Raw genomic sequence first — 22,571 nt, forward strand, 5'->3', positions numbered from 1 at the left:
CTTATTGTTCAGACAAGCCGGCCACACTGCCGTCCTGACCTTCTTGGGCACAAACATTTTTCAAAGAAGAACGATAGTGACCCACTTCGTCCTCCCAGATTTCACCTTTAAACTTCCAGTTCAGGGATTTTTCCTTCTGAACTTTCAGCTCTGGACGCTCTTTTTCGTTGATCTCTCCACCAGCCATTTGATAGCGGATGTGTTCACCGGCGCCAGAATACAGCTCGTACTGCAGAACATCGTTCTGATCCAGAACCTTGTCCAGACCTGCCAGCATCTCGTCAAAGCGGCCTTTCAAAGCCTGGGAAGCCTGGGCACGCAGCACAGTTTTTTCTTTTTCAATACGGGCCATGCCGGTTGCACGCAGATTCTTGATGGAAGTGCGGGCTTTCTTGGCAATGTGGAACTGGATGCGATAGCTGAGCAGTTTCTGCTCGGCCTTTTGCACTGCCGCCACTGTGGATGCAGAAGGGCTGTCGCCTTTCAGTCCTTTTTTAGCGTCAGCCAGTTCTTTGTTGGCTTCGTTTTGTTTCGCAATCAGCTCGCGCTCTTTTTTTACCAGCGTCAGTGCGATGCGGTTGAATTTCACGATTTCGTCTTCATAGGCGTTGATCTGCTTTTGCACACTCATGTAAGCAGGGTGGCGCGCCAGTTCCACGATGAAGGAACGAGGCAGACCGTCAACTTCCTTCAGGTCCGAGTTTTTCAACCAGCCTTTGACAGTTTCATAGTACGCAGATGTGTCCTTGTGCGAAGTGCTGTAAGCAGCCAGTTTCTGCTTCCAAGGAGCGTATTTCTTTTTCATTTCATTCAGCACCTGCACACCGTCACCGTATTGGCACAGGTTCAGGTAGCCCACCGTACGAACCACATAGGATTCCGGAGAAAACGCGTTTTTGAAGAAATCCGTGTGCAGCGAGAACATGTTGCCGGCAGCACCTTCATAGTCCTCACCCAGGATCTGGGTCCACGCACTTTCCACCATGGCCTGCAGCCACAGAGGATTGGATTTGTCGACTTTCAGGTAAGACTGGAAGGCTTCTTTATATTGGCTTTTCTGGAACTGCATGCGCGCCAGAGTCAAAGCACCCACAGAACGCAGCTGGGATGTCTTGTCAGCATCCGTTGCCGCCATCAGCTTTTCCAGATAGATGGTCGCTTCCTCAACTTTGCCCTGGCGATAGTTGAACAGGGCATTCAGCAGCAGAGCCTCGGGATAACGCGGGGACTTTTCGCCGATAAAGATCAAAGCGTCTTCCATCAGACCCAGTTGGCCTTTGTCAGAATAATACTTTGCACGGGTGATCTGATAGTCATCATTTTTAGTGATGTCCATTTCATACTTGATCACCAAAGGATCGATGAACGCGATGTCCGTGGTTTCCAGAGTATTGATGTTCTGAACCAGAGCTTCCGTGGCTTTTTGCTGCCATTCTTTGGCTTTGGTTTCTTGCGCCACCTGAATCATGTACTGACGGAATTCCGAGTTCAGACCCAGGCCCTTGGCAGTCATGGCATAGTGGTACAGGGACTCGATGCGATGTTCCGGATCCTCGATCAGTTCCGAGAACAAACCCATCGCCAGTTCATAGTTTTTCTGGATTTCCAGGAAGATCAAAGCCTGCAGCAGTTTGTAGTCGTTCGGCTGCATATCTTCAAGTTTCGCCAGTTGCACCAGAGGATCCTTGGTCACCGGATCTGCCACCGGATTCAGAATTTTTACATCCGGAATCTTGTTAAAGGCATCAGCTGATGTCAGGGATTTGGCTGGATTGACCACGTCGGTGTAAGGCTTCAGGACAAAATCAATTGCCACTGGAGATTCACGGCGACGAGTGTCTTTCAAAGTGACTTCGCGGGAAGCGGGGAGGCGCAGCGGGCTCATGTCAGAAGCCTCGAGTTCGCGCTCTTCGCCGACATCCAGCAAAGGAATGTTTTTAACCTTAAAGACCTCCACTTTGCCTTTCACGACTTTCTTTTGATAGACATCAAAAGTCGGGACCAGACTGGATTTGACCTTCAGGCTGGCAGCCGCCGGGCGGCCGCCTTTTTTAACTTTCAGTGCGGGCTCAGCCAGAGCCGTGCCGCAAAGAAATGGAATAGTAATCAAAATGCTTAATGACTTGTTCATAAATCCCCCCACCCTGGAGAAAATTAATGCCAGTACGTGATACCAATCATCAGTGATGTATCGTTGATCGTTTCACTGCCCAGATCACGCTGACCGCCCACAACAGTACCGCCCACGTTAGTGCCGGGAGCATAGTACTTCATCTTTTCCTGAGTGGACCAGGTGTTGACCAAATCCGCTCTGATCGCAAAGTGCTCAGAGAAGAAGATCTGCTGGAACACGCCCAGTTTGTAGGCCATGGTGTCTTTGGATACGTTTCCTTCAGCCTGGGTGATTTCATAGTTCAGTGACCCCACACCGAACGAGATACCCATGTCGAAATAGATGATGGCTTTATCAACCACGCTCATTTTCGCATAGAAAGGAACCCAGATACCGGAAAGGAAATAGGACGATTTGAACACGTTGTGATCTGGAATCACGCCATAGGTGTCAACGAATTGTTTTACCGCATCGTTGTCCTTCAGGCTTGCTGAGTTGTAGGTACCCTCAAGACCCCAGCGTTCATTGAAGAAATACCCCAGGCTTCCGCCCGCGATAGTTCCTGTGCTGTAAGGATCATTGAATGGAATACCCGCCGCACCGGTCAGATAGAAACGCTCCGCTTTCACGTAACGTCTGTTCTGAACGACACTGAAGTCGTCGTCTTTGGCTGCCCAGTATTTCTGCTCCAGCTTTTTGATGTCCAGCTTGTCGCTGCCGCGTTGATCAGCTTTGCTGTCTGCCGCTTGCTGTGCAAATGCCTGAGATGCCGTCAGGATGAACATTACAATTGTCTTCTTCAACATGATATAACCCCCGCCTTAGTTTGTACTTTTGAATAAGAATGGATAAGTCACTAGCACGCGCGTTCCCCCCTGTGGAGCAGGAAACTTCCACGCGGCAACCCTATTCAATATACATCCCTCAACGGTTGCGTTCTTAAGTGTTGTGTCGCCAATAAGCTGCTGTTCAACCTGACCGGATGGACCGATCGTGAATTTCACAGCGACCTTACCGAACAGATCCGGTTTGGCACTCAGTTGTCTTTCATAGCAATACAGAATCTGACCCAGTTTGGATTTGATGTACTGAGCGATGATTTCGCGGTCCAGACCGCCGGTGATTTCACCTTCCTCTTCGATCAGACCCACGCCACCGGAACCAGTGCCGCCAGCTGCCAGCCCCCCCATGCCGGAAGCGCTGCCGCCACCGCCACGGCCGACGGTACCAACACCGCCACCGGAACCTGCACCCTCGTTGCCCCAGTCACGACCGGAGCGTTCCATGCTGCCAACCGCAGCCAGGGCACGACCGGAAGCACCGGAACCCGCTTTAACACCCGTGGCGATAACCACGTTGCCACTGCGTGCGGCTTGAGCGGAAACTTTACCCAGAAGCTGGGAAATACGACCGCCGGAAAGGGATTTCATCATTTTTGAAACTTTGCTGCCACCAGTAGGCATCTCTGCCGTTTTCTGGTTTGCCGCTGGAGCTTGTTCTTTCACAACCACCTGTTGGGCAGGGGCGGACTCCGCTTTTTTGCGTTTGGGCTTGATTTCAGTCTTTACGATGATTTTCTGCGCCGCTTTTGGCGGAGCCGCAACCACCTCAAGCTCCTGGGATTTCGGGGCGAACAAGCCCACAGTCACCAGGAACAAAGCCGCACCCAGAACGATGAACACACCTTTTTTGGAGTCTTCATCCATCAGCTGGTCTGTGGAAAGGCGGGCCATGCGGGCCGCGTCTTCCAAAGAAACGGTTCTTTGTTTCACTTCAAGGTCGCCAACCATTTGTTTGTGCCATTCCTGGGAAGGAACACAAGACACCACTGTTGGAGTCAGTGCCATGGAAGGTTTGAATTTTTTATTCATTGGCAGGATCTTGGTTTCAAGAACCTGATCGTTCTGCTTCACGATGTAAAGCTGGAACTGCTTGCCGGCTTCACGTTGTTCTTTACCGGCTTTTTCCAGACGCAGATACAAATCCGCCTCTTTCACCACCGGAGTGAACTGCAGCGTGCAATCGCCGATTGTCAGGGATTTTTCCTCGTCCAGGCGCAAAGCCGGAGAACCCTTGGCAGAGGCACTGGTGTTCATGTCCATATCGACATACCACCATGCACCGTCACGGTATTCAAAAAGACCCTGGATGCCCTTGGAATCCGGTGCGATGGAGATAACATCGGCCAGACGGGAGGACCCGAAGGTGTGTGTTGTGTTGTTGGATCTTAACTTCCAAGTTTTCGCCGTCCCGTTTTTCAGGGATTGACGTACAATCAACGTGAGCATGTGTTACCTCATGAATTAATTATTCAAGTAGAGAGCTGATTCACGGATGCGGCCATCCATATCTTTTTGCACATCGTAAAGAGGCATAAACTTGATGCCTCTTTTCTGCACAAGATAGGCGCCGTCAGGGTTCCGAATCGTTCCCTTAAGGTTCATGTCACCGAAATTGACTTCCTGGACTTTACGGACTGTTCTTTGTTTGGCAAAGCCAGTCGATGCTCCCAAGAGAATGAAAGCAACCATCGCTGTGATGATAGATTTCACTTGTACCCTCCATAACTACAAGTCTCCCGAGATTACGTGCTGACCGACTTTGTTTTGATTTTTCAAATACTGTATTTTCTTACCCAACCAGTCGCGCATTTCCAATTGCTGACTGGCTTTAAATGCTCTTTCATAAGAATCCAGCGCAAGCGTTGGACTCTGTTTGTAGGTCTCAAACAAGTGAGCCTGCTGCAGAAGGAAATCAGTGTTGTCTTTCTTGCTGCCAAGCAGGTCTTTCACCACACTCAGTGCTTTGTCGACTTCACCCTTCTGGGCGTAAGCTTCACTCATCAGAGTGCCCACGTTCAAAGTATACAATTGATCTTTAGAGATTGCAGACAAATTTTCAATTGCCTTCGTAAAATCTCCCTCTGAGAATGCCTTCACTCCAGCGAAAGTTTTCATTTCCGTCGAAGACATTTGCATGTCTAAAACTTTATCGAAAAACGGCATCGCGGAATTCATGCCGTCTTCTTTGTAAAGCAGACGGGCTTTCTGGTAAACGTAAGGTGCGGCTTCCGGCTGGTTTTTCAACGCAGCTTCAATCATCCACAGCGCTTTGTCGTTATAACCGCGGGCATCAGCACCGACGCTGGCATAGAACAGCCCCAGGGCGCGCGTGTCTTTTTGTTTCGCAAGCTCCAGACCCAGTTTTTCCACCATCTCGTACTGTCTAGAATAATAACAATTTCCTGCAACTTCGAGCGCGTTTACGTTCGCCAGCTGGCCGGTCAGAATTGCGCTTCTGTTGCAGGTTTTCGGAGTGCGGGTCTCAAAACGGGACACCTTGCCGATGGTCATATCAGAAGAAGCCGGCAGGTAAGCCGTCATCTTTTCCGGAGCAGGGTAGTGAGCCACTGGCGGAACTGTCTGATCCACACGGAAGGATGCGAAACTGCGCTCGTTCGTTGCGGCCTGACCTTTTGCTGCTGCCAGAACTTTCAGTTTGGCTTCGTTTTCATTCTTCTTGTCCTGGATCGGAGCTGTCAGCTTGGCGATCTCGCCACGCAGAGCTTCCTGATCCGCAGGAGTCAAAGACGCTGGCAGAGGCATGTTTGTCAGACTTGAAATGAAGTTGTCATAACAACGGTCAATACCGCGCATGGCTTCCAGCTGCTGGAACGGGTCTTTGGACATTTTCAGCGTGGTGTAGTAAGCCGTGTGGGCCTTGTCCAGTTTTTCAGTCTTCATGGAAAGCACCATCGCGAATTTTTCCTCGCGGGCTTTCACGCTCTGGGAAACCAGTTCCTTTTCAAGAATGCGAGCCTGAATCAGGCGGGCTTCTGCACGGATTTCCGGAGCCACGTCACGACCGTTGGCTTTCATCGCCAGATCAAATGCCGCAGTTGTTTTGCCGGAATCAAGCAAAGCTTTTGCACGATCGATCATGATCTGAGTCGTGTACGGCTCAAGCCCCTTTGCCAGGATCTGGTTCTGGATTTTTTCCAGTTCGCCAGAGCGTGGTTCGGCTTTGTAGGAATCCATCAGCTTGCCATAGATACGCTGCAAGGTTTTGTTGTCAGCCCCGTTCAGGATACCCATGTAAGCGGCGCGGGCTTCCTTGTTTTTCTTTTCCAGAAGATAGATGTCCGCCGCCAGCTCCAGGTGAGTGTTGCGGTTTTTCTTGTCCATGTCCGCGATCTTCAGAAGAGTCTCTGCGGATTTGGAGATCTGACCGACATCAGCGTAAGCCTTGGCAGCTTCTTTCAAAGCGTCCAGGTTTCTTTTGTCGTCGGGATTCTTCTGTACGAACTTCATGGAAGCTTCAGCAGCATCATAGATGCGGCCTTCGCTGTATTGCAGGCTCAACGCCTGCCACAAAGCATCCTGCGCCAGTTTCGAGCCTTCGTGTTCTTTGGCGAAGGACATCAGCTTTTCGGAAGCCTGGTTCTTGTCGCCTGTTTTTGCGAATTCCTGAATCTCTGTGAAGTGCGCTTCTTCCATCAGTTTGTTCATGTTCTTCTTGCGGCCCTCATCAGAGCTGGAAGCCATGACTTTTTTGGAGAAGTCCTTGATGCCCGCATAGTCTTTGCGCAGGTTCATCATGTCCAGGATCAGGTCCTCTGATTTTTTCTTGGTTTCTGCGTTTTCAGCCCCTTTCAGGGATGTCAACGGCATCAGCCACTTTTCAGCCTCTGGATAGTTGGCTTCTTCGTAAGCGATGTGACCGATTTTGAATTTGATCAAAGTCGCAAATTTGCCAGTCGGGTGCTTTGCCAGATAGTTGGACGCAAGCTCTTTGCGTTCAGCTTCTTTAAGCGGATCTTTTTTCTTTTCGATGCTCTTTTCTTTGGCATACAAAGCGGCATAGTGCGCATCATGTTTCATGACCGGTTCAGCGGATTTGTCGCCGACCATTTTGTACTGAACGCTGGCTTCGTCATACTTTTGCAGCTGGAACAGCAGTTCCGCGTAAGCAAAGCGCGTTTTCAGGTCCGGTTTCGTCGGGTCCTCGTTTTCCAGGATCAGTTTGAACAACTGCTGGGTCAGGTCCGAGAATTCCATGTTCTGTTTGTTCTTAAGCCAGATTTCCCACCATTTTTTTGCCATGTCCAGGCTGGTGTGACGGAAGCCTTCCACACAGGAAGACTCCAGAACGTCGACTTTCTGCATGCCTCTCCAGGCAGAGTCCTTTTTACAAAGGTCGGAAGCGTATTGCAGATGGTTGATGACCTTGTCACGTCTTTTCAAAGTTTCGTTGGCTTCCACCAGGAACAGGTGAGAGCGCACAACATCCGGACCCATCGAACGTTTATCGATGTATTCTTCCAGGAAGATGTTCATCTCTTTCTGACGGCTGTGGGATTCGTAAAGTTTTGCCAGGTCGATCATGGACTGACCCAGTTCTTCTTCGGTGGCGATGTCTTCAAAGAAAGAATAAAGCTTGTTGGCAGGATAAGAGTCACCAATGAACACCGTCAGGTCACGCATGGCCTCACGGCGCAGGTTGTGGCGATTGGTTGGAACTTCGCCGTCCTGCAGGGCTGGGTTGGTTTTTACAACCTGAACCAGTTTTTTGATGCCGTTTTCAGAATCGCGCATGTTGTAGTAAGCCCACGCGGCTTTGTACATGCCGTAGGAATAAACACGGCTGTTCGGGAATTTTTCAACGCGCAGGAAGTGTTCCAGCGCCTGGGCGAATTTACCCTGATCATAAAGCAGTTCACCGATCGCCAGCGTACCGTCAGCAATCAGCGGGGATTTTGGGAATTGAGAAAGCAGTTTGTTATAAAGAAGTTCCGACACCTTGTACTGCGCAATCTGCTGATTGGCGAAGGCGTTATTGAACAGCACCGCATCCATTTGTTTGAAACGCGGGAAGTCCATTTCAAGTTTGGTGTAAATTTTGATCGCGCGTTTGATGGCCTCAGAACCACGTTCGTTCGGCACCGGGAACGGCGAAAGCTTCATCAGGGGAGTGTCCTGATGAAGGTCAAAGAAGCGGCCGGACTTGGAGCGTCTCATGTACAGCTCCGCCAGGCGGTACCACAGATCAGCTTCGTTCTTGGCACCTTTGTTTTTTTTGATGATAACTTGCAGGGACTCAATAGCTCTGTTTTCAGAGCGAGTGATCATGATCTCGCTGCTGAAGGCCTTTTTCTCGTTATCGCTTTCACTGCCCTGGGTCATGCTGACTTCTGGAAGAAGCCCTTTGGTGTTTTTGTCGGCAGCAAAACAGTAATGTGAGAACAGATGAAATGCTAGAAGCAGAACTATTGTGCGAATCATAAACTTATTCTCCAACCATGGTGACAAGCTTCAGCTGAGGGAACCCCGCCATCGAAGCGGTGTACATCACTTTTCTCAGCGTCGCGTACGGCAGATCCTTGTCTGCCTGCAGAAGGATACGGCCCTCTTTCACGTGGGCTTTGTCCTTCTCGGTTTCGGACTTGGCAATTTTATCCAGCTCCTGGAACAGAGGCTTGATGAAATTGGAGTCCTTGTCTTCCAGATCCTGAGGCAGGAAGTCGGCATTCTTGACGTCTGCAATCTTGGTCTGGTCAATTTTCAAAGCGTCCCCACTGAGTGACAGTTTGATGGACTCTGTGGCGTTGGTCATAGACGCGGACGTTGGCAGACGCAGGTTGTTTTCCGGGATGATCTGCACATCAGAAGTTGAATAGCTCTGCAGCAGGAACACCAGCATGATGGTGAACATATCTGTCATGGAAGTGATATTCAGGCCGAACGTGGAGTTTTTCTTGGTCTTTGGCTCGTATCTGCGACGACGTGACATGTGTTAGCCCTCCATGGTGTTCGCAAAGATGATCTCTGGGAACATGTAGTTCGTTTCCACGTTTTTACCCTGTTTGGTATCGAAAACGGGGAACTTGGTGTTGGAGTCACGGGCCTGGCGGGCCTCGTCCATGATTTTCACGATGGTGTCGTAAGGAACCTTGCCGTCAGGGCTTAATTCCATTTTGAATACTTCAGGGTGTGCTTTTTTAACTTCCACCAGTTTCATGTGCAGGGTGCGCAGGTCATAGGCGCCGTCTTTCAAAGGAACGGTTTCCACTTTCTGCTGGCCTTTTTCAGTGATGATGATGCGAATGCCGTCTTTGGCATCGACTTCCATCGCCACATTGGTCGGAGTTTTTTGTTCATCCTGGCGCTGGATGGCTTCACTTACCACCTGCGGCAGTTCGGATTCGATCACCATCACCTGAATGAAGGCAGAGGAAACCAGCAGTACCGGTACCAGCTTTACCATCACGGCAAGCAGGGGAGCCAAATCCAGCTCGAACTCACTGTTATGATCAATTTTGATCTTGCGTGCGCGTCTCATAAAATCGTCCCATCCTTAGTTATGTAAGGTCCACCGCTCCGGGAAAAAGGCCTCCGTTAGGAGACCTTCTGGCCTGGGGACGGAGGCGTCACACTTGGTGCAGCAACGTGATCAGGGAACACGTTCTGGCGGGTCAGGTTCGGGATATGAGCGCTGGTCAGAAGCTCAGTCAGCTTGGAGCACTTCTCTGACATTTCCTCGATCAATTGGTTTTGACGGGCAGTCAGGAAAGAGAAGAACACCATCGCCGGAATCGCCACTGCCAGACCCAAAGCCGTTGTATACATGGACACGGAGATACCGTGTGCCAGCAAGGCTTGTTTCTGTGCCGGATCGGCTGTCGCAACCGCCTGGAACGACAGGATCAGACCGTGGATCGTACCCAACAGACCCAGCAATGTTGCCACGTTGGCAAGCATTGACAGATAGTGCAGACGTTTGGTGTACAAAGGCACGTTTTCGCTCAATGCGATATCGTGAGCCTGGAAGATCGTGTCATCATCACGGTCCGCTTTTTCAAGGATCGTTTTGAAGGCAGAGGCCAATGGCTTTTTCTCAAGTTGCGCACAAAGAAGCAGGGCTTCATCGAGCTTTTTCGCCAGAACCAGGTTCTGAACTTTGCCCATGAACTCTTCGACATTCATTCCGTATTCTTTGTAAAGAGCTTTTGCGCGTTCTGCGACAAGTACCAGAGAACCGATACCCACCACAAGGATGCACCAACCGACGAAGCCGGAATCATTCATGAACTTTAAGAATGCCATCATTTGTTTCCTCCTTGGAAACGCCACCGCGTGTCCATTTTGTTAATTGAGCCATACCGAGTTCTTGCACCGAGAGGAAACGAACAGCGTAATGCAAACCGGATTTTACGTTGAGTCTTTGCTTGGAGTAATTCTTGCGAATAATCTCACAAAGCACGTTGAATGTCTGAGGGTTCACCTCAGAAGGTCTAAAATTGAGCATGATTTTCTGACCGGGCAGAAGCAGGGGATCGTTCAAAAGAACCAGCGCCCCGTTTTCACTCACACTCAAAGTGTGGCCGTCAAAAAAGTTGTGATCATTGTGCGCATAGACTGGTGTTTCCAGATCCACGCGTGGACATTTTCTGTCTTTGAATGAGCCTGCGATATGATCCTTGGTTTCAATCAGTCTGCACAGGCGGTCTTTGGAAAATTCCTGAAGATCGCCCAGTAAAGTCCAATTTTCCAGGTGCGAAGCCCATACGAAGTTGTAATCGTAGAGCTCGCCATTTTGGATCATCGTGATCAGTGATCTGTACTCGTAGGGACCATATTTCATTTCCCCACGCAGAATATACCACTGCTGCTGATTAGTTGCTGTCTGTACCCCACCCATACAACATCCTTTTACAGTTTAATCGACTTAGGATAGAAGTCGATCGCGATATTAGCATCCGCTGCCGGCACCGAACTTCCGTGGAAGGTGATGGTCAGGTTGGATGCATCGTAAGTCCATCCGTTGACTGCGTCGTTAGGCACGGAAACTCCGTTTACCGTGATCACGATCGTGTCCTCTTGTGGTTCACGATTCAGTTTAAAGACACTGGAAAGCTGGATGATGGAATCAGAGATGAGCTCCAGAGTTGAACCAAAGTTAGAGCACAAAGACCCCTTCACACCCGCAGTCAAAGTTGCCAGTTCCGGCAGGCGGGTGGAGATCTTGCGCGCAAAACCGTCTGTAGACAGAGTGGTTTTGCAGTTGTCGTCAGGAACCGTGATGGTGCTGACGGAATAGTTACGACTGCCAACATATCCATCCAGGAAGTCCACATAGCTTTGAACTGTGTGAAGGTTGGCGTTGCCGTAGCTTTCGTTGAACGCTGCAGTGGAAGAAGAGAAGTCCTCTTCGTCACTGACGATGATCACTGCCAGGAAAGCCTCGCTGCGGCGGAATCCGGCATTTTGCGGCTCAAGCAAAGCTTCCTTGAAGCTTGAGAACGCGCGTTCATCACCGTTACCCAGCGTTCCCTGCTTGGCATTGGTAGAGAATACATCACCCAGGTTTGGAGTGTTCTTATCCATAATGAACACGCCAGAGTGAGTTTCAATTTTTGGACTGTTTTGTAGAACCGCACCATCCTTGATACGGGCTTTATCACTGCCGGAATTGAATTGTTTTTCCCAAGCTTCAGTTGTCGTTACGGCCATGTGGAAATCATAGTTGTACTGTTGGAAGCGCGAGATGAAGGACTGGAAGTTCGCCGCCAGATTGTCCTGAGATGTCTTCATGGAGCCAGAGTTATCGATCACCCAAAGGATGTCGATCTGCTTTGGAATGAAGACTGCCTGTTGCTTGTAGTCTTCTGCATCATTCAAGAGGGAGTAAGAACCAGTCCCCTTGCTGCAACCAGCTACCAATGCCACTGCTGAAGCCATCATTAGTGCTTTGCTAGCGACTGTTTTTTTCATACGGTTATGCCCTCCTGAGCCCCACCATGCTTCTTGATGGATTCAGTTTCGTTTAAAACAACCCAAAACTGAAATTTCAGGTAACTGCATGAATTCGTTTTTTAATTTTTAATTGGTCCAGTTTTGAGACACGCTAAGTGTGTGAAATAACAGGGTGTTGTGAAATCAATCAATTTTCAAAATATTTTCTTGTGTCAAACCTATAGCCAGTTTGTCAGGCTTTCCGTCGTGTTTTCCCAGCTAAGTGCGCGTCGAAATTAGAAGATACTCGGAACTGTCGAACTTCTCGCCACAACCAAGATCCTCTTTTATTACGAGGCTAAAAAGAAAGAGGACCTTCGATGGAAGATCTGGCGGGTTATTTCTTCTTCAAAAGTAATTTGGCTTTTTGCCAGTACTCTTCTTTTTGTTCCAGGTTCATTGCAGAAAAATCTTTTTGGTCTTTCGCAACAAGTTCCACCATGGTGTTGAAGCGATTTTCAAAACGTTGATTCGCTTTGCGCAAAACCTGCTCGGGTTCCATCTGCACGTGACGTCCCAGTTGCGCGAGTGAAAACAGGGCGTCACCCAGTTCGTGTTCGATCTCGGCATCAACGCCTTCATCCAAAGCTTCACGCAGTTCCTGATATTCTTCTTCCACTTTGGCAAGGACGCCGTCCATGTCTTCCCAGTCGAATTTCAATTTTTCAGTGCGTTTGCCGATTTTGTAGGCTTTCTGCAAAGCCGGCAGTGGGGGCACATTCAAGGCGTATGGCGACGGTGCGGCAGAAGAAGCCTTCTCTTGTTTTTTGATTTCCTCCCAGTTGCGAATGACCTCGGCAGTGTCGGCAACCTGGGTGTCGGCGAAGACATGCGGGTGACGGCGCACCAGTTTTTCACTGATTCCAGCAATCACATCTTCCAGAGTAAAAGCTCCACGTTCGGCGGCAAGCTGAGCGTGCAGAACCACTTGGAAGAGGACATCACCCAGCTCTTCCTTCATTTTCAGATCTTTCGTGGCATCAGAAGCGGGCAGTTCCAGGGCTTCCACCAGCTCGTGGGTCTCTTCGATTGCGTATTGAGTCAAAGATTCGTGAGTCTGCTCTTTATCCCAAGGGCAACCCCCAGGGCCGCGCAAGGAAGCAACGATCTCGACTAAGGACTCAATATGACGTAGGTTGGATGGAACGTGCGGCATGGGGACTCCTCGACTTTCTGATGGAATCTCTTTATTGCTAACACAAATGCATAGTGATTTCGACAATTTTCGCAATATGGGTTACGGTAGAAAAACTAGATATGCAACGAGGAAAAAATCCAAAAAAGGGCGAAAGCCCAGCCAAGCGGGTCAACTATGAGGATCACAGTCTGAAGTTTTTGGACTGGGTGGATTCCATCGGTTTGGAGAAAACATTCCTGGGTCGTATTGTGCAGCTCATGGAAGAAAAGTTCTTCATTCGTCGTGCTGCTTTGATCTTCCTGTATTGCGTTCTGCTTTCTTACACAATCTTCTATCAGTTCGATATTCCGTACAACTTCACTGTGGGTGATGTGGCCAAGTATGATGTCACTTCCCCCATGGGCTTTGAAATGACTGACGAGGTCACCACCGAGGAAAAACGCCTGAAGGCGGAATACACGGTGCCGATCGTTTACGACTATGACACCAGCGTCTTTGAGCGCGTGTCGGTGAACCTGATTCATTCCTTCCGCAGCATGCGTGCTTATTACCGCGAAACCAAATGGCCAACGGCGCCGGCACAGTACCGGGTGGCAGTGAAGGATTTCTTCCAGTACAAAAAGCAGTTTGAAAAAGAGCTGGGAGTGGGCGTTTCGGACTTTATGTTCGAATGGCTGATTGATCTCAGATTCAATCCGCGCATTGAAGCCATCGTCATTCGCAACCTTGAAAACTGGTATGACCGCAAAGTGGCTGAAGCACCTGACCGCTTTATTCCAGCCAGCCAGGCCGCAGTTCTGGGCCGGGTGGTGCACAAGAACAATCTGGGTAAGGAATTCCCGATCCCGCGGGAAGAAATCCTGGATCTTCAGTCCCCGGAAAACTTCGAGCTGGAACTGAAAAAAGACCTGAATCGTTTCTCTGAATCTGATCAGGCCAATATCCTTTATTTCGCCCGCTCTTTGGTTGTGCCCAACATGACCCTGAACAAGCAGGAAACGGCCAGTCGCCGCCAGTCCGCACGTGATGCGGTGATTCCGGTAACGATCACCATCAAAAAGAATCAGAACATCATCGCCCAAGGGTCGGTGGTTCAGCCGTTCCAGATGGCGGTGATCAAGCAGATTGAAAATATCCGTGCGGATAAACGCAAAGACATCATGTCGCTTTCCATGGCGCTGATGCTGTCGGTGGCGATTCTGGTGTTCTTCTCTTACCTGAAGCGTTTTACCATCAATAAAGTCAAAATCGAATTCAAAGACGTTTCCGTCATGATGCTGATCGCTTTTGGCATCATCTTCTTCACCAAGATCTACATGTTCATCACGGACGCGGCCTTTGCCTCAAAGCTGGGCCACTTCCTGCCTCCGGCGATTTTCCTGTATGCGGCTCCGGTGGCGGCGGGGCCAATGCTGGTGGGGCTCTTGATCACTTACGGTGAAATCGTATGGCTGTTCACGGCCTTCCTTTCGGTCTGCCTGGGTATCATGGTGGATTATAACTTTGCCTTTATGTTCGTGTCTCTGGTGGGCGGTATCGCGGCGGCGCGCGGGGTTTACAACTGCAAAACCCGTAACGACGTTTACTATGCGGGTGTGCGCACGGGGCTGGTGAATGCGGCGATGATTGCGTTTATCCTGACCATGACCAAGTTCGACCAAGAGGGCGGAGTGAAAGAGATTCTGCTTTCAATCCCGGCGGGCTTCCTGGGTGGTATTTTCTCGGCCCTGGTGGCGATGATGTTTGTTCCGCTGCTTGAATCCATCTTCAGCTACACCACGGATGTGAAATTGCTTGAACTGAGCAACCTGAATCATCCGCTGTTGAAAGAAATGATCGTGAAAGCCCCGGGAACATATCACCATTCCATGATGGTGGGTTCGATGGTGGAAGCAGCCGCGGAAGAAATCGGTGCCAATCCGTTGTTGGGTAAAGTCATGTGCTATTACCACGACATCGGTAAAATGGAGCACGCCAATTACTTTATCGAAAATCAGAAGCCGGGCCACAACCCGCATGATCATATTTCTCCGTTCATGAGCAAAACCCTTTTGATCGCCCACGTAAAAGACGGCGTCGAGATGGGGATGGCTTATAAACTGGGCAAGCCGATCATTGACGGGGTTTTGCAGCACCATGGAACGACGCTGATTTCTTACTTCTATAACAAAGCTCTGGATCTGAAAAAAGAAGACGGTCCGGAAATTGGTGAAGAGGACTTCCGTTATCCAGGTCCAAAACCGCAGTTCCGCGAAGCGGCTTTGTGTATGCTTGCCGACAGTATCGAGGCGGCGGCTCGTTCTTTGGATGAACCGACTCCGGCGCGTTTGCAGAACATCGTTAAAAACATCACGCAAAGAAAGTTCTCTGACGGGCAGTTGGATGAATGTAATCTGACCCTGAAAGACATCTCCAAGGTGGAGGCGGCTTTCATCCGCATCCTTCTGGGCATCTATCACCAGCGTATTGATTATCCTCGCAGTGCCGGGGGTGGTTTGGGTGACGTGGGTCACAGTACGACATCGCAGGGCTGATCATGGAAGTTTTAATCGTCAATGAATCCAAACACGCAGCTCCTCGCAAGTTTATCCAAACCTGGATGGAGCTTGTGGTGGCTGAATTGAAGCGCAAAAAAGTGCTGAAGGCCGATCAGGCCCGCCGTGAACTGACGCTGGTGTTTTTGGATAAAAAGCCCGCCCAGAAAATCAATATGGAGTTTCGCAGTAAGAACTACGCCACGGATGTGTTGAGCTTTGACTCGATGGATCCGGGTTCATTAGGGGAGCTTGTTTTGTGCCCCGAGGTTTTAAAGCGTCAATCCAAAGACCATGGGCTCACTTATCAGCAGGAGCTGGGTTACATGCTGCTGCATGGGGTGCTGCACCTGTTGGGTTATGATCATGAAACCAGTGAAGAGGACGCTCTTGAAATGTTCGGTATTCAGGATGCGGCTTTCGAAGTCCTTTTGAAAAAAGTTTCTGCCAAATAAGGCCTCTTTTCCCTCTAAAAACGACAAGAGATTTGAAATCACCTCGGAAGGACCAAAAAGGACCTTCTGCGTCCGTGGTTTTGTCTAAAGTTTGAACGATTCCATTGTGCGGACCCTGGTTTTGGGGTTTTCCCGCCTTCATTTCGCAAATAGTCAGAAGAGACCCGGTTGGCATCGCCTTTGTATTAGGCAGATGTGTGTTTCTCCCATACTTCCGCCTCCGAGAGATTTTCCCCTCCCTTCTCTCGGAGGCGTTTTTCTTGACAGACAAGGCCCTGTGATTACACTGGGCCTATGTCTATCGTTACTGAAGCCTCTGAAATTAAAAGTAAAATCGTGTCTCTCGAAGCCTTCTCTAAGGAGCTTCGGGGGTATCTTTGACTTAGATCGCAAGAAAAAACGCCTGGAAGAGATCTCCATTCAGGCTGAAAACCCCGCGCTCTGGGAAAAACCTGCTGAAATGCAAAAGCTGAATAAAGAAAAAGCCCTGCTTGAAAAAGCCGTGGGTGAATTCGACGCGTTTGCAGGTCGTTTGAGTGACGCCAAAGTTCTGCTGGAAATGGCAGAAGAAGCCCAGGATGAAGGCAGCTTCGTCGAAGTGAAAGGCGAAATTGCGGCACTGGAAAAGCTGGGTGAAGAACTTGAACTAAAACGAGTTCTGAACGGCGAGTTGGACAGCAACAGTTCGTATCTGTCCATCAACTCGGGGGCGGGTGGAACCGAGTCCTGTGACTGGGCTTCCATGTTGCTGCGTATGTACACGCGTTATGCTGACAAGCACGGCTTCAAAGTTCAAATCATCGAGATGACCGAGGGCGAGGGTGCCGGGATTAAATCCTGCACACTATTGATTGAAGGCCCTTATGCTTATGGATATCTGAAGGCAGAATCCGGAGTGCATCGTCTGGTGCGTATTTCTCCGTTTGATTCCAATGCCCGCCGCCACACATCGTTTGCGTCAGTATTTGCATGGGCGGAAGTGGATGATGACATCAACATCGAAGTTCGTCCTGACGATTTGAAAGTCGACACCTTCCGCGCGAGTGGCGCCGGTGGTCAGCACGTCAATAGAACGGATTCGGCGGTTCGTATGACGCACATTCCATCCGGGGTTATCGTAACCTGTCAGGTGGAAAGATCTCAGATTCAGAACCGTGAAAAAGCTCTGAAGATGTTGAAGGCGCGCCTTTATGAAATGGAAATCGAAAAGCGCAACGCGGAAAAAGACGCGATGAATTCCCAGAAAAAAGCCAATGAATGGGGTTCGCAGATTCGCTCTTACGTGATGCACCCTTATCAGATGGTCAAAGACCACCGCACTGACTTTGAGACCAATCAGGTCGATGATGTGATGGACGGGGATCTGGATGGATTTATCATGTCCTACTTGAAATCCACTTTGACGGCAGAAAGTCAGCCTTCGTGAAGTCGTCATTGCCCTGGCTTTCCTGGCGACTGCTTTTCTCGCGCAAAACCATGTTTGGCGGTTCGGCTCCTTTGGCCTTGCTGGGACTGGTTTTGGGGGTGGCAGCGCTGGTGGCCTCGATGGCGGTGATGAGTGGTTTTGAAAACACTCTGAAAACGGCCATGGCCGAAGTTTCCGGCCATGCCCAAGTGGTGAAACGCTCGCGCTTCCCGGATGACTGGAAAGAGCTGGAAGAACGTATTCGTAAAGCCGAACCGACGCTGGTGAACACCAGTCGCTTTGTCTTTATTGAAGCGGTTTTGGCCAACAAAGGTCAGATCTCGGGTGTGCTGATTCAAGGTGTGGACACGCAACGGGTCAATGAGGTTTTGAATTTCAAACGCCGTATTGTCAGCGGGACCGATGACCTCAATGTTGCCAGCGATGTGCCCTTGGCGCTGGTGGGTAAAAATCTTGCCAAAAAAATGAATCTGTCTGTCGGGGAAACCTTCCGTGTGGTTGTGCCGGTGGCGGACTCTGTGGATCCGTCAAAGTTCCAGCGCCGGGTGGGTGCTTTCAAAGTGCAAGGCATTTTGGACTTGGGAAAGCATGACTGGAATGAACGTTTTATTCTGTCTGATCTGAAAGCGACCCAGGAACTGGCGGATATCGGGGGTCGCTATTCGGGTTTGTTGCTGAAATTCCAGGATGTCGATCATGCCCGCGATGCGGCCTTTAATTTGAGTGCGGTTTTGGGATCCCCTTATTGGGTGCGCGACTGGCGCGATGCCAATGAAAATCTTTTTGAAGCCATCAATGTCGAGCGCCCGGGTATTTTCTTTGTGGTTTTGGTGATCACCATTGTGGCGGCCTTCAATGTGTCGGCGACCTTGTTTGTGAATGTCGTTCGTCGTTTCAAGGACATTGCCATTCTTAAAACCGTGGGTCTGTCGCAAAAAGACATTATGAAGATCTTTGTCTGTCAGGGATTGTTCATGGGGTTGGTCGGCTTGGTGCTGGGCTTTGTTTTGGGGATTGGGATCGCCTATCTGTTTGAATTCATGCAGGGGCGTTTAAGTCTGATTTCCGGCGAAGTTTATCGTCTGGAAAATATTGAGTTGCAGATTCGATTTATTGATGGCGTGGCCATCTGTATTGCAACACTCGTGATCTGTTTGATTGCCACGATCGCACCGGCCCGTCGCGGTGCGAAGCTGGAGCCAGTGGAGGGACTAAGAAGTGAATAGCGAAAACATTCTTTTGCGTGCCGTGGATATTCACAAATCCTACTCCCAAGGGGTGGGGGAGCTTGAGATTCTTCGTGGCGTCAGTCTGGACATCCGTGAAGGCGAAGCTTTTGCGATTTTGGGTGCCTCTGGAGCCGGCAAATCCACCTTGTTGCAAATCATGGGGACGCTGGATCGTCCCAGTAAGGGCGAGCTTTTCTGTGAAGGCCGTGACCTGCTGGCGATGAGTGATGATGAATTGTCCCGCTTCCGCAATTCTGAAATGGGCTTTGTATTCCAGTTCCACCATCTGTTAAGTGAATTCAATGCTCTGGAAAACGTCATGATCCCTTGCCGGGTGGGCGGGGAATCTTTGAAGGTGGCCAAAGAAAAAGCTCTGCACCTTTTGGACTTCATGGGTCTGGCGGACCGTCGTGACCATCACCCGAACCAGCTTTCCGGCGGCGAGTTGCAGCGCGTAGCCATTGCTCGTGCCTTGGTGCGCCATCCAAAGATTCTGTTCGCAGATGAACCGACGGGGAATTTGGATTCCCACACCAGTGGAAAGATCCAAGAGCTGTTCTTCCGTCTGAAGGAAGAAATGAAGTTGGCGCTTGTCATCGTGACCCACGATCTGACCTTCGCGACTCGATTCCCGAAAGTCTATCGAATGAAAGACGGTAATTGGACCACTTAAAGGGCTGATTTACTTGTGCTTTGCGGCTAAAAAAGTGGTGTTGTCTGGTGGGTGGCTTTGACAGGACCTTGGTCTTAAGTTACGATTCCTTGTCTAAATTGTAAGTACTTAAAAATCTTATAGATTTTTAAAAAATAACGGGGAATGGGAACTTTGAGTAAGCTTCTTTGTGCACTGTTAATCACATTCATGTCCGCGACGGTGGTAGCTCAGCCTGCCAAAAAGAAAAACTCCCGGGCCAAGGCGCCTGTGGTGGCTGCGGAATCTTTGGAATCTTCTTCCGGTTTGATCGTTAAAAACATCGAAGTTGCCGGAAATCGCAAAATTGAAAAAGACGCCATCCTGGCAAAGATCGTCACCAAAGTTGGAGAGCAGTACAGCACCCAGCATATCCGTGAAGATGTTCAGGCGTTGTTCAACTTGGGATTCTTCAACGACATTCAGGTGGATCGTAAGACCACAGGCAAAGATGTCACGCTGACGTACACTGTTTTGGAAAAACCTTCTGTGGTTGAAATCACTTACGAAGGCAACAGTGAAGTAAAGTCTGAAGATATTGCCGATGCCACCGGTATCAAGCCATATCAGCTTTTGAATATGGCCAAAGTTAAAGAAGCGGTCGAGAAAATTCAGAAGCTTTATGAAGACAAAGGCTTCTTCCTGGCCAAGATCGATTCTGAAGTTCAAGAGGTCACCAAAGACGAAACTGTCCGTCTGGTCTTTAAGATCCGTGAAAATGATAAAGTAAAAGTTAAAAAGATCACCTTCCTTGGTAACAACCATATGGGTGACAGCTCTCTGAAAAGCAAAATGCTGACTCAAGAGGGTGGCTTCTTCTCTGGCATCAGTGGTTCCGGCCAGTACAAGCAAGAGATGTTTGAACGTGACGTTCAGATCCTTCGCTTCCTTTACTGGAATCAGGGTTATGTTCAGGCCAAGGTCGATCGTCCTCAAGTGACGGTGACGCCGGATAAAAAGAACATCTATATCACCATCCGAATTGAAGAGGGTGAGCAGTACAACGTCGGCGACGTGGATTTCGCCGGCGATCTTTTGTTCCCGAAGTCTGAGCTGCGTGAAGTGATCAAGATCGATGACAATGGTGTCTTTGCTTACGATGTGTTGCAAAAAGACATCAGTGAGCTCACGGCGAAGTACGGGGATCTTGGTTATGCCTACGCCAACGTTATTCCGCGCACTCGTTTCAACGACAAAGAACGTCGTGTGGATCTGGTGTTTGAATTCGACAAGGGCAACAAGGTTTACTTCGGTAAAATCAATATGGTTGGAAACTCCAAGACCCGTGACAAGGTCATCCGTCGTGAATTGAAAGTTCATGAAGGGGAGCTGTACAACGAAACTCGCCGTCGTCAGTCCCTGGAAAACATCCAGCGTCTGGGCTTCTTTGAGGAAGTGAACTTCAAGACCTCCATTGATCCGGAACGCACGGAAGTGATGAATGTCGATATTTCTGTGAAAGAGCGTAACACCGGTCAGATCCAGTTGGGTGCGGGTTACGGTACTTCTCAAGGTTTCACTTTGCAGGGTTCTATCAGTCAGGCGAACTTCCTGGGTAAAGGTCAGAATCTGGGCGCGTCCCTGAATTTGAGCAACACGGGCAGTTACTACAGCTTGTCCTTCACAGAGCCGTACTTCCGAGACACGCTGTGGTCTTTGGGGGCGGATCTTTATCAAAGTGCGAACACTGGACGTGTGGACTATGACGAAAATCACACAGGTGGTGCGATTCGTTTGGGGCACCCGTTGGCTGAGTACACGCGCGGCTTCCTGAAATACAAATATGACGACACCAAACTGTCTAAAAAATACGACAGTGATGGCAAGCTGATCACGGATCCGGATCTGTTCCCATTGGAATCTGCTTCTGGTGTGACCAGCTCCATGACTGGAACTGTTGAATATGACACGCGTAATGACCGTCAGATGCCGACCAAAGGTATCTATTCCAGCGCGTCTTATGAATATGCCGGTCTGGGTGGAGATCTGAAGTATACTCGCGGAAATGCCAACTTCAGATACTACAAGAACCTGTTCTGGGATGTGGTGTGGCGAAATAACATCCAATATTCCCGTATCGACGGCTTGGATGGTCAGGAAGTTCCGTTCTCTGAACTGTACCTTCTGGGTGGACCGTACTCTTTGCGTGGTTATAGATCTTACCGCGTGGGTAAAATGAAGTTCTCTGAAATGATTTATGACGATCTGATCGCTGAAGGTAAGTCCGAAGCGGAAGCTCGCGAGAAGGCTTGGCGTTTCTACGGGGGCGTTCAGCAGGCCATGTACCAGACGGAATTACAGTTCCCTTTGGTTAAAGAAGCTGGCATCATGGGTGCTGGATTCTTCGATATCGGTGCCGCGGATGATGTCCTTTCAGACAACAACTTCTTCGCGGACGTCGGCTTCGGTATTCGCTGGTACTCACCAATTGGTGTCCTGCGCTTCGAATGGGGCTTCCCACTGAACCGCAACCCAGCATACCAAGACGCCACCGTCTTCGAATTCTCCATCGGGCCTAGCTTCTAAGCCGGCCCCGGCCGGGGAGAGCGCAGCGGGCTTTGCTCGGCTGTGCCGGGAGAGCGCAGCGGGCTTTGCCCGCGTAGCTGAACCAGTACTAAATTTTTTAAAACCTTTTAAGGAGGATTTGGAATGAAAAGAATGTTGATCGTGTTGAGCATGCTACTGACGGCATCTTTGGCACAAGCGGAAGCAAAAGTTGGATTTGTTGATATGCAAAAAGCTATTCAATCCACTTCTGCTGGTAAGAAGGCAAAAACTGAACTTGAAACAGAGTTCAACAAAAAGAAAAAAGAACTAGAGAAAAAAGAAGCAGACTTGAAAAAAATGGGTGAAGACCTGGAAAAGAAAAAGTCTGTTCTTTCTGAAGAAGCGCTTGGTAAAAAACAAGCTGAATTCCAGGAAGAAATGCTGAAGTATCGTGATGTGGTGGGCAAAAGCCAGATCGAGATTCAGAAAAAAGAACGTGAGCTGACTGCTCCGATTCTTGAGAAAATGAAGAAAGTGATCGCGAAACTTGCGAAAGACAAAGGTTACACTCTGGTGCTGGAGAACTCTCAAATGGTTCTTTACGCAACAGCGGATGCGGACCTGACAACTGAAGTAATCGCGGCCTTCGAAAAAGAAAAGTAGTTGATAAGAAAACGAAAGGGCCTGCAAAGGCCCTTTTCTAGTTT

General features: G+C 49.6%; 18 protein-coding genes. 7 read left to right on the plus strand and 11 right to left on the minus strand.

Annotated elements, in window-relative coordinates; genetic code table 11:
* Position 1 precedes the first annotated feature (1 nt).
* From BDT_RS07410 to mazG, 11 genes are all read right to left on the minus strand, one after another.
* Complete coding sequence (locus tag BDT_RS07410) at positions 2-2,131, minus strand: tetratricopeptide repeat protein (RefSeq protein ID WP_015090620.1); 2,130 nt, start codon at positions 2,129-2,131, stop codon at positions 2-4.
* A gap of 23 nt (positions 2,132-2,154) precedes the next feature.
* Positions 2,155-2,919, minus strand: coding sequence for an outer membrane beta-barrel domain-containing protein (locus BDT_RS07415; protein ID WP_041577358.1), 765 nt, complete (start codon positions 2,917-2,919; stop codon positions 2,155-2,157).
* A gap of 15 nt (positions 2,920-2,934) precedes the next feature.
* Positions 2,935-4,401 carry an AgmX/PglI C-terminal domain-containing protein gene (locus BDT_RS19460; protein WP_015090622.1) on the minus strand — a complete coding sequence of 489 codons (1,467 nt, stop codon included), beginning with the start codon at positions 4,399-4,401 and terminating at the stop codon, positions 2,935-2,937.
* A 15-nt stretch (positions 4,402-4,416) separates the two neighbouring features.
* Positions 4,417-4,665: a hypothetical protein gene (locus tag BDT_RS07425; protein ID WP_041577360.1), complete on the minus strand. Its 249-nt coding sequence runs from the start codon at positions 4,663-4,665 to the stop codon at positions 4,417-4,419.
* A gap of 15 nt (positions 4,666-4,680) precedes the next feature.
* Positions 4,681-8,394: a tetratricopeptide repeat protein gene (locus tag BDT_RS07430; RefSeq protein ID WP_015090624.1), complete on the minus strand. Its 3,714-nt coding sequence runs from the start codon at positions 8,392-8,394 to the stop codon at positions 4,681-4,683.
* A gap of 4 nt (positions 8,395-8,398) precedes the next feature.
* Positions 8,399-8,902, minus strand: a complete 504-nt coding sequence (locus BDT_RS07435; RefSeq protein WP_015090625.1) for an ExbD/TolR family protein — start codon at positions 8,900-8,902, stop codon at positions 8,399-8,401.
* 3 nt (positions 8,903-8,905) lie between these two features.
* On the minus strand, positions 8,906-9,451 hold the full coding sequence (locus BDT_RS07440) for an ExbD/TolR family protein (protein WP_015090626.1): 546 nt from the start codon (positions 9,449-9,451) through the stop codon (positions 8,906-8,908).
* 56 nt (positions 9,452-9,507) lie between these two features.
* Positions 9,508-10,218: a MotA/TolQ/ExbB proton channel family protein gene (locus BDT_RS07445; protein WP_041577362.1), complete on the minus strand. Its 711-nt coding sequence runs from the start codon at positions 10,216-10,218 to the stop codon at positions 9,508-9,510.
* Positions 10,190-10,810 (minus strand): PilZ domain-containing protein, encoded by a 621-nt coding sequence (locus BDT_RS07450; RefSeq protein ID WP_041577364.1) that lies wholly within the window; start codon positions 10,808-10,810, stop codon positions 10,190-10,192. Before BDT_RS07450 ends, BDT_RS07445 begins: the two co-directional genes overlap by 29 nt.
* 11 nt (positions 10,811-10,821) lie before the next feature.
* Positions 10,822-11,883: a VWA domain-containing protein gene (locus BDT_RS07455; protein WP_041577366.1), complete on the minus strand. Its 1,062-nt coding sequence runs from the start codon at positions 11,881-11,883 to the stop codon at positions 10,822-10,824.
* 358 nt (positions 11,884-12,241) lie between these two features.
* On the minus strand, positions 12,242-13,060 hold the full coding sequence (gene mazG / locus BDT_RS07460) for a nucleoside triphosphate pyrophosphohydrolase (protein WP_041577369.1): 819 nt from the start codon (positions 13,058-13,060) through the stop codon (positions 12,242-12,244).
* 101 nt (positions 13,061-13,161) lie between these two features.
* Here mazG and BDT_RS07465 point away from each other — a divergent pair, with 101 nt between their 5' ends.
* The 7 genes from BDT_RS07465 to BDT_RS07495 all read left to right on the plus strand — a co-directional run bounded on the left by BDT_RS07465 (position 13,162) and on the right by BDT_RS07495 (position 22,527).
* Entirely contained in the window at positions 13,162-15,576 is a 2,415-nt protein-coding gene (locus tag BDT_RS07465; RefSeq protein ID WP_015090631.1) for an HD family phosphohydrolase, read from the plus strand.
* A 2-nt stretch (positions 15,577-15,578) separates the two neighbouring features.
* On the plus strand, positions 15,579-16,031 hold the full coding sequence (ybeY, locus tag BDT_RS07470) for an rRNA maturation RNase YbeY (RefSeq protein ID WP_015090632.1): 453 nt from the start codon (positions 15,579-15,581) through the stop codon (positions 16,029-16,031).
* Between the two features lie 294 nt (positions 16,032-16,325).
* A protein-coding gene (gene prfB, locus BDT_RS07475; RefSeq protein ID WP_235046299.1) for a peptide chain release factor 2 occupies positions 16,326-17,457 on the plus strand; the annotation gives its coding sequence in 2 pieces (ribosomal slippage) (positions 16,326-16,406 and positions 16,408-17,457; 1,131 coding nt in all).
* Complete coding sequence (locus tag BDT_RS07480; RefSeq protein WP_015090634.1) at positions 17,454-18,683, plus strand: ABC transporter permease; 1,230 nt, start codon at positions 17,454-17,456, stop codon at positions 18,681-18,683. The genes prfB and BDT_RS07480 overlap by 4 nt, the downstream gene beginning before the upstream one ends.
* Entirely contained in the window at positions 18,676-19,359 is a 684-nt protein-coding gene (locus tag BDT_RS07485) for an ABC transporter ATP-binding protein (RefSeq protein ID WP_015090635.1), read from the plus strand. The genes BDT_RS07480 and BDT_RS07485 overlap by 8 nt, the downstream gene beginning before the upstream one ends.
* 144 nt (positions 19,360-19,503) lie before the next feature.
* Positions 19,504-21,903: an outer membrane protein assembly factor BamA gene (gene bamA / locus BDT_RS07490; protein ID WP_015090636.1), complete on the plus strand. Its 2,400-nt coding sequence runs from the start codon at positions 19,504-19,506 to the stop codon at positions 21,901-21,903.
* A 123-nt stretch (positions 21,904-22,026) separates the two neighbouring features.
* Complete coding sequence (locus BDT_RS07495; protein WP_015090637.1) at positions 22,027-22,527, plus strand: OmpH family outer membrane protein; 501 nt, start codon at positions 22,027-22,029, stop codon at positions 22,525-22,527.
* Positions 22,528-22,571 lie beyond the last annotated feature (44 nt).

Source organism: Bdellovibrio bacteriovorus str. Tiberius, from assembly GCF_000317895.1.
Classification (GTDB): Bacteria; Bdellovibrionota; Bdellovibrionia; order Bdellovibrionales; family Bdellovibrionaceae; genus Bdellovibrio; species Bdellovibrio bacteriovorus_F.